General features: G+C 41.0%; 10 protein-coding genes. 3 read left to right on the top strand and 7 right to left on the bottom strand.

The features are described from left to right. Position 1 precedes the first annotated feature (1 nt). The 3 genes from HEMROJRC1_RS10370 (at position 2) to HEMROJRC1_RS10360 (ending at position 2,844) form a co-directional block, all read left to right on the top strand. On the top strand, positions 2-730 hold the full coding sequence (locus HEMROJRC1_RS10370; protein ID WP_226692835.1) for an electron transport complex subunit E: 729 nt from the start codon (positions 2-4) through the stop codon (positions 728-730). A gap of 35 nt (positions 731-765) precedes the next feature. Beyond that, positions 766-1,401 (top strand): endonuclease III, encoded by a 636-nt coding sequence (gene nth / locus HEMROJRC1_RS10365; protein WP_226692834.1) that lies wholly within the window; start codon positions 766-768, stop codon positions 1,399-1,401. 75 nt (positions 1,402-1,476) lie between these two features. Then, positions 1,477-2,844, top strand: coding sequence for a sodium-dependent transporter (locus tag HEMROJRC1_RS10360; protein ID WP_226692833.1), 1,368 nt, complete (start codon positions 1,477-1,479; stop codon positions 2,842-2,844). 53 nt (positions 2,845-2,897) lie between these two features. Here HEMROJRC1_RS10360 and HEMROJRC1_RS10355 read toward each other — a convergent pair whose 3' ends face one another. From HEMROJRC1_RS10355 to HEMROJRC1_RS10325, 7 genes are all read right to left on the bottom strand, one after another. Then, entirely contained in the window at positions 2,898-4,829 is a 1,932-nt protein-coding gene (locus HEMROJRC1_RS10355) for an ABC transporter ATP-binding protein (protein WP_226692832.1), read from the bottom strand. Positions 4,830-4,961: 132 nt separating this feature from the next. Further along, complete coding sequence (gene rplT / locus HEMROJRC1_RS10350; RefSeq protein WP_005596075.1) at positions 4,962-5,315, bottom strand: 50S ribosomal protein L20; 354 nt, start codon at positions 5,313-5,315, stop codon at positions 4,962-4,964. Between the two features lie 65 nt (positions 5,316-5,380). Next, complete coding sequence (gene rpmI / locus HEMROJRC1_RS10345; RefSeq protein WP_005596065.1) at positions 5,381-5,578, bottom strand: 50S ribosomal protein L35; 198 nt, start codon at positions 5,576-5,578, stop codon at positions 5,381-5,383. Positions 5,579-5,792: 214 nt separating this feature from the next. Continuing rightward, the gene (gene infC / locus HEMROJRC1_RS10340) at positions 5,793-6,335 is read right to left on the bottom strand and encodes a translation initiation factor IF-3 (RefSeq protein ID WP_226692985.1); all 543 of its coding nucleotides are present in this window, start codon (positions 6,333-6,335) and stop codon (positions 5,793-5,795) included. 130 nt (positions 6,336-6,465) lie between these two features. Next, on the bottom strand, positions 6,466-7,278 hold the full coding sequence (locus HEMROJRC1_RS10335; protein WP_226692831.1) for a D-hexose-6-phosphate mutarotase: 813 nt from the start codon (positions 7,276-7,278) through the stop codon (positions 6,466-6,468). A gap of 67 nt (positions 7,279-7,345) precedes the next feature. Beyond that, positions 7,346-9,751, bottom strand: a complete 2,406-nt coding sequence (locus tag HEMROJRC1_RS10330; RefSeq protein ID WP_226692830.1) for a L,D-transpeptidase family protein — start codon at positions 9,749-9,751, stop codon at positions 7,346-7,348. A gap of 312 nt (positions 9,752-10,063) precedes the next feature. Beyond that, on the bottom strand, positions 10,064-12,202 hold the full coding sequence (locus HEMROJRC1_RS10325) for an alpha-galactosidase (protein WP_226692829.1): 2,139 nt from the start codon (positions 12,200-12,202) through the stop codon (positions 10,064-10,066). Positions 12,203-12,205 lie beyond the last annotated feature (3 nt).

Here is a 12,205-nt window from a genome sequence, read left to right as displayed (position 1 = left end):
TATGGAAAATTTAACGGAAAAAACGACCGCACTTGAGGAAACACTGCCTCAAAGTACGCTTGAAAATCAGGCAGAAAAATCTTTATTGAAAGAGATTTTCACACAAGGAACGTGGAAGAATAACCCGGCAATCGTGCAATTGCTCGGGCTTTGTCCTCTACTGGCGGTTTCCGCTACGGCAACCAACGCCCTAGGATTAGGGCTTGCCACAATGTTGGTTTTAACCTGTACTAACACGGTAATTTCACTATTTCGTAAACAAATCCCACACGAAATCCGCATTCCGATTTATGTAATGATTATTGCGACCACCGTTACCGTGGTGCAATTATTAATGAATGCTTATACTTACACGCTCTACCAATCTCTCGGCATTTTCATACCGCTCATCGTAACAAACTGCATTGTAATCGGCCGTGCGGAGGCTTTTGCCTCTAAAAATAACCTCTTACATTCCGCTTGGGACGGTTTTTCTATGGGATTCGGCATGGCACTAAGCCTTACCGTACTTGGTGCGCTACGAGAAATTATCGGACAAGGCACATTATTTGAAGGTATTGAAAACCTTTTTGGTGAACACGCAAAATTTCTCTCGCTTCATATTTACCACACCGATAGCAGTTTCTTACTTTTTATCTTGCCACCGGGGGCGTTTATTGGTTTGGGATTATTACTTGCCCTAAAAAACAAAATTGACAATCATCAACAAAAATTAAAAACTAACCGTTAAAGCACCATTTAACTTGTTAAGCCTCATTAAGATTTATGAATCAAAAGAAAAGAATTGAAATATTAACCCGATTACGGGATCAAAATCCCCACCCCACCACAGAATTACAGTATAATTCGCCTTTCGAATTGTTAATCGCAGTGATTTTATCGGCGCAAGCCACCGATAAAGGGGTCAATAAAGCAACGGAAAAACTTTTTCCTGTCGCCAACACACCGCAAGCTATTTTAGATTTAGGCTTAGACGGGCTAAAAAGCTATATCAGAACAATCGGGCTTTTTAATAGCAAAGCGGAAAATATCATCAAAACCTGCCGAGATCTCATTGAGAAACACAACGGTGAAGTACCTGAAAATCGAGAAGCCTTGGAAGCACTGGCGGGAGTAGGAAGAAAAACCGCAAATGTGGTATTAAATACCGCCTTTGGTCACCCCACTATTGCGGTAGATACCCACATTTTCCGCGTATGTAACCGCACAAATTTTGCACCGGGTAAAGATGTTGTTAAAGTAGAAGAAAAACTGCTTAAAGTCGTGCCTGCTGAATTTAAAATAGATGTACATCATTGGCTTATTTTGCACGGTCGCTACACCTGTGTGGCACGTAAACCACGTTGTGGTTCGTGTATTATTGAAGATCTCTGTGAATATAAAGACAAAACCGAATATTAAAATTTTCGGACATTTCGTTTGCGCTCACAATCTTTTTATTTTGTGACCGCACTTTTTTATTTTAACGAGGAAAAAATGACAACAAATAAACAACAACGTCAAACTTGGTCAAGCCGATTAACTTATGTAATGACAGTTGCCGGCGCAACGGTAGGCTTTGGTGCCACTTGGCGATTTCCTTACCTTGTGGGGGAAAACGGCGGTGGTGCTTATGTGATACTGTTTTGTATTGCTATGATTGTCATCGGTATTCCGATGATTTTAGTAGAAAATGTAATTGGTCGCCGTTTACGTGTTAATTCTATTGATGCCTTTGGTGATCGATTACAGGATAAAGGGATTTCCAAGTATTGGAAAATTCTAGGTTATATGGGGTTGCTCGGCGCATTCGGCATTATGGCGTATTATATGGTGCTCGGCGGTTGGGTAATTTCTTATATCGTTAGCCTTATCAGCGGTTCATTAGACATTTCCGCACCAATCACAAAAGAAATCGCCAAAGATTTCTACGATCTACATATCGGCAACAGCCCTTGGGAAATCGCTACTTATACCTTGCTATTTGTTATCGTCAATTACATTATTTTAGCCAAAGGCATTATTGGCGGGATTGAACGTTCGGTAAAATATTTAATGCCCTTACTTTTTATTTTCCTTATCGGTATGGTGATCCGCAATGTAACCTTACCGGGTGCAATGGAAGGTATCAGCTTCTATTTAAAACCGGATTTCAGCAAAATTACGCCTAAATTATTTATTTTTGTATTAGGGCAAGTCTTCTTCGCATTAAGCCTTGGTTTCGGTGTGTTAATCACCCTGTCCAGTTACTTAAACAAAGAAGAAAATCTTATTCACACCGCCGTTATCACGGGATTCACGAATACGATTATTGCCGTATTATGCGGTTTTATGATCTTCCCTTCCCTTTTCACTTTCGGCATTGAACCCAATGCAGGCCCGACACTTGTCTTCCAAAGTTTACCGATCGTATTCTCACACCTATGGGCAGGTAAATTTTTTGCGATTGTTTTCTTCGGCTTATTACTCATCGCCGCGCTTACAACTTCGCTTACCATTTATGAAGTAATTATTACCGCATTACAAGAAAAACTCAGAATGCGCCGCGGTAAAGCCATTGCTTTCACTTTAGGCGGTATTTTCTTACTGGGTAACTTACCCTCTATCTTGGGAGATAATATCTGGAAAGAGGTAACTTTTTTTGGAAAAAGTATTTTTGATACCTTCGATTTTGTCAGCGGCAACATTCTCTTTATGCTCACGGCCCTTGGCTGTGCAATTTTCGTGGGTTTCGTATTAAAAGATGAGGCAAAAAAAGAACTTTCTCCAACACCGAATTCCACTTTTATAAAAATTTGGTTTAACTATGTAAAATTTGTCGTGCCGGTGATTATTTTAGTGATTTTTATCAGTAACTTATTCTAAGCAAGAAAAAACCGATCTGACAATCGGTTTCTTTTTAATTTACGTCTCTAACGCTACTTCATTTCTGACTGCTTTTTCTTTTCTTCCAATTCTTCCCAACGCAAAAATGCGGTTTCCAGCTCCGCTTCCGTGTCGGCGAGTTCTTTTAATTTTGTCTCCGTTACGTGATGAGGCTGTTGGAAGAATGTAGGTTCACCGACTTCTGTTTGAAGTGCGGTCAATTTTTCCTCTAATTTTTCTAATAATTGTGGAAGCTGCTCCAACTCACGTTGTTCATTATAAGTGAGCTTTACCGATTTCGGCTTAGAAACAGGCGCATTTTTAACCGCACTTTCCTGCTTAACTTCAACTTTTTTACTCTGTACTTGCTCCGCTTTTAATGCCAAATAATTCATCTGTTGCTGTTTTGCATCAAAAAAGCCGCCCACATATTTATTTAATACGCCGTTTCCTTCAAACATATAGCATTCGGTTGCCGTGTTATCGATAAATTGACGATCGTGGCTAACAATAAGCAATGTGCCTTGATAATCCGTCAGAATCTCCTCTAATAATTCGAGCGTTTCCACATCCAAATCATTGGTCGGTTCATCAAGAATCAGCAAATTATTCGGTTTCAATAATAGTTTTGCTAATAACAAACGGTTACGTTCACCGCCCGATAACGCTTTAACCGGTGTCATCGCACGTTTAGGCGGAAATAAGAAATCTTGTAAATAACCCAAAACGTGGCGTTTTATACCATTTACTTCAATATCTTGTTTGCCATCGGCAACGTTATCCATCACCGTTTTTTCCGGATCAAGATCCGCTCGATATTGGTCAAAATAAGCAATTTCTAATTTTGTACCGCAACGAATTTTCCCTTTTGTAGGCTGAATTTCACCGAGTAATAATTTAATAAAGGTGGTTTTACCACAACCATTCGCACCAACTAATGCAATTTTATCGCCCCGTAAAATCGTAGTACTAAAATCTTTTAATAACTGTTTGCCGGCAACTTCATAGCTCACATTTTCCATTTCAAACACAATTTTGCCGGAACGACTTGAAGTATCTAGCTGCAATTTCGCCGTTCCCATTACATCTCGGCGTTGACGGCGTTCTTCACGCATTGCCTTTAATGCACGTACACGGCCTTCGTTTCGAGTACGACGTGCTTTAATACCTTGGCGAATCCAAACTTCTTCTTGCGCTAATCGTTTATCAAACAATTCATTTTGTAAGGCTTCTACCCGCAAATTTTCTTCTTTTGCGGTGAGGTATAAGTCATAATTCCCCGGATAAGAAACCAGCTGCCCACGATCTAAATCAACAATACGTGTTGCCATTTTGCGAATAAAAGAACGGTCATGAGAAATAAAAACGATACTACCGTTAAATTCCAGTAAGAAATTTTCTAACCATTCAATGGCTTCCACATCCAGATGGTTAGTCGGCTCATCCAGCAACAGCACGTCCGGATCACATACTAACGCACGTGCTAATGCCGCTTTACGCAACCAACCTCCGGAAAGTGCGGTCAATTTTGTGTTCGGGTTTAGACCGAGCTTAAGCAGAACTTCATTAATTTTATTTTCAAATCGCCATCCGTCCGCATGCTCTAATTTATTTTGAATTTGTTCAAGCTGATTTAAAATTTGCTCGTTGTAATGCTCTTCCAGTTGAACGGAAATTCGATGATATTCTTTTAGTAAATCCGTTAAATGTTCAACACCTTCCGCCACATAATCAAAAACATTTCCCTCCGCATTACGTGGTGGATCTTGCTCAAGACGGGAAACCACCAAATCTTTTTCATACTGAATTTTGCCATCATCCAACAATACATCACCGACGATAACTTTCAGCAAGGTTGATTTACCTGCGCCATTTCGCCCCACCAAGCAAACCCGTTCACCGGATTCAATATGCAGTTCAGCATGATCTAACAACGGAGCATCACTAAAAGAAAGATAAGCATTCGTTAAGCTAATTAATGCCACAATAACCTCGTAAAAATTCAACTAAAAATGACCGCACTATTTTAGTGTGGTTTAAAAAGAAAAGCGAAAAGAAAAATAATGATAAGAAAAAAGGACGCTTTTTAGCGTCCTCATTCTCTAAACTTTAAAAAATTAAAGTGCAGATTTTGCTTTTTCAACTAATGCAGCGAAAGCAACTTTGTCAAATACAGCAATATCAGCGAGGATCTTACGGTCAATTTCCACTGACGCTTTTTTCAAACCGTTGATAAATTTGCTGTAAGATAAACCGTTTTGACGAGCCGCAGCGTTGATACGTGCAATCCATAATTGACGGAATTGACGTTTACGTTGACGACGGTCACGATATGCGTATTGACCGGCTTTAATCACCGCTTGGAAAGCAACGCGATACACGCGTGAACGTGCACCATAATAACCTTTAGCAGCCTTAAGAACTTTCTTATGGCGTGCTCTTGCAATAACACCACGTTTTACACGAGCCATTATTTAATCTCCTATGAAATATTTTACTAAAATAAACTAATCGTACGTTTTGCTTAAATAACGGCTTATGCGTATGGTAAGCAAGCTACTACTAAAACTTGGTCAGCTTTCGCAACCATTGATTTGTGACGTAAATGACGTTTACGCTTAGTTGTTTTTTTAGTCAAAATATGACGTAAGTGAGATTGTTTACGCTTGAAACCACCGGAAGCGGTTTTTTTGAAACGCTTAGCTGCGCCGCGTACAGTTTTGATTTTAGGCATTGTTAAAATAACTCCGCATTTTTCGTTTAAAACAACATAATCAGGCGAACTTAAAAAGTTACTTGAAAGCACTGATTATTCCAATATAAGGCAAACTAAATTGCCTTTCCAAAAGCAGTTAGGCTGCGTAGTGTGCCCAACGTGCAATTGCCTTTTCACTCGAATCAAGCCGAATGAAAAGATTTTATTGAAGCAGAAACTTCAATAAAAATTCTTATTTTTTCTTAGGTGCTAACACCATTACCGCTTGGCGACCTTCTAATTTACCCGGCGCAGATTCAACAACCGAAATCTCGGCTAAATCGTTTTTCACACGCTCCAACACATCTAAACCAATGTTTTGATGTGCCATTTCACGACCGCGGAAACGCACGGTAATTTTCGCCTTGTCACCATCTTCTAAGAAACGAATAAGGCTACGTAATTTAACTTGGTAATCTCCTTCATCCGTACCCGGTCGGAATTTAATTTCTTTCACTTGTACGACTTTTTGCTTTTTCTTCTGTTCTTTAGCATTTTTACTTTTTTCATAGAGGAACTTACCGTAGTTCATAATACGGCAAACCGGAGGCTCTGCATTCGGACTAATTTCAACAAGATCAAGGGCTGCCTGATCCGCCATATCTAAGGCTTGTTGAATGGAGACAATCCCTGCTTGTTCACCATCTTGGTCAATTAAACGAACTTCTTTGACACGAATTTCATCATTAATGCGATTCGGGCGATTTACTGCCGGCGCTTTTTTTACGGTTTTAATAATCGTATTCCTTCTATTGATTTCAGTAAAAATCTTTTACAGCAAGCAAAAGATTCCAAATTTTATAGCCCATTAAATTGAGCAAAAACGCGCGAATTTTATAGTATCCGGTGATTTTATGCAACAAGATTTAACCATTTACACGAATTTCTACGCTTAAACTTTCACCAAATTCCAGCAAATGATGAATCCTTGCGGTTTCTAAACAAAGCATACTTAAATAGCCTTTCCCGCTCATAGCACTTGTGGCTTTATGCCAAGGATTCCAAAGCACGATTTGAGAGGCATTATGATGATGTAATTCAACGGTACGATTAAATGCGCTATCAATAATCTGATTTTGCGATTTATCTGCCGTGTAAATACAATCTACATTTTCTGTAATACGGCGTGGAGAAGGTACATTTTCCTGCTTTTGATTCAAACTGTTAAAACAGGTTTTCGGTAAATTTGCAACTTCTACCTGCGAAATATCACCGACATGGAAGTAACTATGCAACGCAACTTGCGCCGGCTCGTCGCCATAATGGGTGAAAGTAATACGGCACTCAGTGCTAAATATCATTACAAGTTTTGCTTCAATGATATTTAACTCAGAAAACAATTCAAATTCTAACCGCACTTTTTCTGCCGAAATATCATAATGACTTAACTGCCACAAACGAATCCGAGCCGTACCGTGTGAAGGTTGTTTAACACCACCAAACCAAGGATAACAAATCGGAATACCGCCACGAATTGCCGTCCCTATTTGAAAAGGTTCTATTTCGCTGAGCCATAAAACATCTTGTGCCGCCCCTTTAGGTTGCCAACTTAATAATTGTGCACCTTGAAGTGCAATTTTTGCCGAACCGATAGCATGTTTTAAATGTAAAACCGGAATTTCGTTATATTGAACTAAATGAAGTTCGGGCGTGAGGGTTTTGAGTAGTTTTTTCTTCATTTTTTATTTCCTGTTATGAAACGCTAGAGCAACAACTTTCCCTAAGTTAAACACAATTCGGTGTTTTTTAGTGGATTAACGAATATCGCAGTGGAGGTTGATTATAATGGATTTGTAAACAAAACTTAATCAATGCCTCCAATAACTTCTCCACCGCCAAATTAGACATCACCGGCTTACCAAGCACCTTGCGGTAAATATCCCGCATTTGTTGATAGAAACGAGCAATAGTCGCTTTAAGTCCTTTACGATATTCTAACGGGATAGTCACACCGTAGCGTTCGGCGAGGTGTTTCATATTTCCTGTTTTTAACGCGGCGTTAAGCTCTGCCAAAGCTTCTTCATTTGCTGTCAATGCGTTGATTGTTACAGCGTCAGAACGGCGTTCGTTTGAAATAGCTTTCGCAAGGTCGGCGATAAAGCTGTTTTTACCCACATCCTCAAGCACTTTTCGCAAGTCTTCACCGTATTTCGTATCTAAACCACGATGTGTTAATTCGTGATAAGCGACAAAGTTGATACGGTCAGCCGCGCTCATTCCAGGAATAGGCTTAATGTTGTCCGCAACGATAAAAATCTGCCCTGTTTCAGGGTGATAAATCCCCTCAATGCCGTTTTTACGTATCACTTCCATCCCCGGGTGGTGTTGGAACTGTTCTTGAGAGATGAGGTGCACGCTATCGGCAAGTTTACCCAACGACTTCTTAAGGCTGGCTTTTAGCTTAGCCGTGTCAATGTGAGGGTTCGTTTGTGCGACTTCATCTTGAGAAAGTGCGGTCACCTTCGGCGGTGTTATAGATGGTTTTGCCGAGCCGTCTTTTCCCGGAGTTTCGCCCACCCCAATTTGCTCTGCACCTTTTTCTAACGCATATTTAGCTCTCTCTTTAAATTGACTTAAATCCTTTTCTGTTTTAATATTCTTTGCAGAAAGGTAATCATTATCTGATAACGAGGTACGTAGTGCAGGGAGGTCAAAATCACTTCCCTCCGATAGCGCGAAGTTATCAAAGAATTGATTACCTTTTGCTTTATTCCAATACAACGTCCCTTCCGCTAAATCTTTGGCGATTTTTATATTTCTTCGACCATACGCACTCGCGATATTTATCAACTCAAGTACACCACGGTCATTTTTCTTGAAATGCAACGCTGCTATAACCGGCAACTCTTTTCCTTTCACCGTCTCATTAAGTTCGGTTAGCACTAAGTAGCCATCCGGATTAGTAGAAGTATCACGAGACTTCATTACCGCAATAGGATTATTTAGTTGTTTTGGCAGATTTTTCATTGCTTCAGCCGAAACAGCGTGTTTACCTATCATATCTTTTTGCAAAGTTTTGGCATGTATAATTACGTTAGCATTATCAACCCCAAGCATTTTTAATACATCTGGTGTTGTTCCTAGCTGTATTTCGTTTGTCGCAGTTTGCTCCCCGTCCGCAACCGCTTCCACCGCTTTGGCGAAGTCACTGTCCGCACGTTCACTTAAGCTAAATTTCACTGCGGGCGCACTGAATTTGCCCTGTTTGGTATCAAATTTAACCGAACCGGTTTTACTTGGCTTAGCCTTGCTTACGCTCGCGCTCGTATAAGACACTGCGGGCGTATTTACAACATCAGCTAAGGCTTTACCCACCTTCAATGCGTGTTTACCATCTTGCGGCAACACGTAAATCATCGCCCCGTCAAGGTTTGGTAAGTTCGCATCGTAAAACGCCGTCGGCATATTAATACAACCGTGCGATAGGTAATTGTCATTCGCTGTTGCAGACTTCAACGCAGCGTGGCGTTCAGGTTTATTAATTAAACGATGAACCGCTAAAATCCCACCATCTTTCGCTCGAATCGGTTTACCTGTTCTTGGGTCGGTAAAGTCTAAAACATCCTTACCGAACACGGCTCTGTCTTTCGTGCCGGCAACGGTGTTATATTTCTGCAACTTAAAGCGACCGCTTGGAGTGTTACCAAAGGAGTTATCATCGCCTTTATTTTTACCAAACAACGCCGGCATTTCTTTGATTAACTTACCGTTTGAATCAACAACTAAAAGTTTACCGTTGGCTTTATCCGCCACAATGAAGTTTTTACCCCCATGGTCGTTGTTTTGCATAACGGCATTAATCACATCATTCGCTTGTTTGGACTGACCGGCGATATTGTACTGCTCTGATTGTTGGTACGTCATCGTGTCGTTGGCGTACGCAGTGTTGTCTGCAACCGTCGCACTCCATACGCTTATACCGGCTATCACCGCAGCGACGATTTTCTTCAAGTTATTAAGAAGTTCAACTGCCTTAGCTTTCAATGCTTTGCTATCTTTATACGCATAACGACGAAGGAAGTCGGCTTGTCTTTCATCAGACAAAATCATATCTTGCAAGTCCTGCAATAATGCAGTCTCACTCTGCAAGTCTTTCGCCACTTTATTCATCTCTTTACCGTGAGCTTCGTTCGTCGCGAAATCTTCTAACACTTCGTCTACAGACTGCTGAACGGTTTCTGGTTTTACGCCGTCGAGGTTTTTCGGGTCGGTTAAGACTTCTTCCGCTCTTTCTTGGATAATGTAGAGGGGCGGTTAGGGTTATAAAAGAAAAGTGCGGTCATTTTTGACCGCACTTTTTGGAGGTATCAGTATTTGCACAAATTCTTGTAGGTTGCTGTTAGGCGAAGCCGTAACGCATCGATTAACAAGGTTTTATGATGAAATGGTATGTTACGTAAAGACCAACGCCCCCCTGCTCAAATAAGTAATTCACTTTGTGTAACTGCTGCATAATGATAGTGTTTATACTTTTTTAAATTCCAACAATATTGCACTTTGTGGATCTAATACAGGAATGGTTAAACCGGCATTAGCGAGCCATTCAGCACGAACCGTCACTAATTTTTCATCGAAACAATCACGGAGCCATTGTGGGAAAACTTTCATTAAATGTCCCGCTTTGCCCTCTCGAATATAATCGGGGACGGCAAGCACCTTTACTTGATAAACAGCATCGGTTTCCAAATAAGGCAAGCGAAGTTTACCCATTTGCTTGTAATCCGGCATATCGGATTGGCTGATAAGCACAACCGCTTGCGACTTATCTTTTGCCACAACACCATGCAAAATGGTGTTAGGTTCATGATAATCTAAACGAAAAACATCACCGCCGTGTAACAACGGTCGAAGCTGTTTATGTAACGCGATATATTTCGCAAAACCTGCCCGCTCTTCCGCACTTTCTTTCACAGGATCAAGTTCCACGCCCATATGCCCGAACAAAGCGGTTAATCCGCGATAATCAATGGAAAAACGACGATAAGTCGTTTGGCAAGGAGAACCGCCGATATGTGCACCAACCACTTCCGGAGGATAAAAATAGCTCATTCCACGGTGAATTTGTTGACGAGTGAAAGCATCAATGTTATCAGACGACCAAAAACGTTGTGAGCGCTTCAGAATTTCATAATCCACACGTGCTCCTCCTGATGAGCAACTTTCGATTTCCACGTTCGGATAACGTTTTTGCAAGGCATCAAACAAGCGATAAGCCGCTTTCGTTTGTTCCACCACGGCAGCTCGTCCATTACTTCCCGGTTGAACAAGACGGCGGTTGTGATCCCATTTGATGTAATCAATATCATGATTGCCCAGCAACCAATCCATCCGTTCAAGCAAATAATCAAAAACTTCCGGCTTGGTAAGATTCAGCACATATTGATGGCGTTCTTCCGGCTGGTTGTAACCCTCTAGTTGTAACAACCAATCGGGATGCGCTTGGTATAATTTAGTCGGTTTGTTGATCATTTCCAGTTCCACCCAAATACCAAATTGCATACCGAATTTTTTTACTGCACTGATCACTTCATCCAAACCATTCGGGTATTTTTCCTCATCTAAATACCAATCCCCCAATCCGCCGAAATCATCATTACGTCCAATAAACCAACCGTCATCAATAATGAAACGTTCTACCCCCATTTCCGCCGCTTTTTCCGCCATAGCAATAATATGAGACGGTTGATGATGGAATGTGACACCTTCCCAAATATTTAAATGTACCGGACGTTCTTTATGAGCGAAATGAAGAATATGTTCACGCACATGATCATGAAACTGACGAGACATTCCGTTCAACCCTTCTTCCGAATATACCGCATATACCCAAGGGGTGTGATGACTTTCACCTTGTTTAAGTTGAATTTCTCCCGGTAAATAAAGATTTTCTAATTGAGCAAACCGACGCCCGTCAATCAGCACATCGGCACGAATGCGGTGATTACCCGACCAAGCAAGGTGAAAGCCCCATACTTTGCCTTGTTGCTGGCTAAAATGCGGTGTGCCGATAATTAAGTTAGGTGCATATTCATGAGAAGTTCGCCCATGACGATTTTCTTGTGTAAACGCACCATGTTTGAGGGATACCCGATTCTCATGCAATTCTCTGCACCAGCGGCCGTAAAAACTCAAGACTTCGTCTGCATATTCCGGCACGGGCAAAGTGACCGATAAACGATTGACGGTAAATGTTTCTTCCCCTAAATTCGTTAACGTATTGCGGAATTTAAACACGCCGTTTTCATCGGTTTCAATTTCGGCTGTAAAGCCTAATTTTGCAATGCTATCCTCCATTTCCAACACTAAAGTGCGGTCGGTTTTGCTGATATTTTTGGTGACGAATACCGGCGCCCAATCATAACCGTTGCGATGCCCTTCAACTCCGGCAACGCCAAAATAACCACGACCGTTTTCCGCCGCTAAAGTAATCGGAATATCAATATCCAAGCTCCCGTTTGCCACACCCCGATCAATGCTCGCTAAATCAGCTTCGGTAATATTCTCCAATTCAAGGCGTTTACCAAAGTAAAGTATTTCTGCCGGTTCTGTGCGTAAAATTAAATCTGTATTTTTGCTTTGTAAGCGAATTAATGGTGAAATCATAAA

This window comes from Rodentibacter sp. JRC1, assembly GCF_020521555.1.
Lineage (GTDB): Bacteria > Pseudomonadota > Gammaproteobacteria > Enterobacterales > Pasteurellaceae > Rodentibacter > Rodentibacter abscessus.
This window is presented reverse-complemented; position numbering and strand designations above follow the sequence as displayed.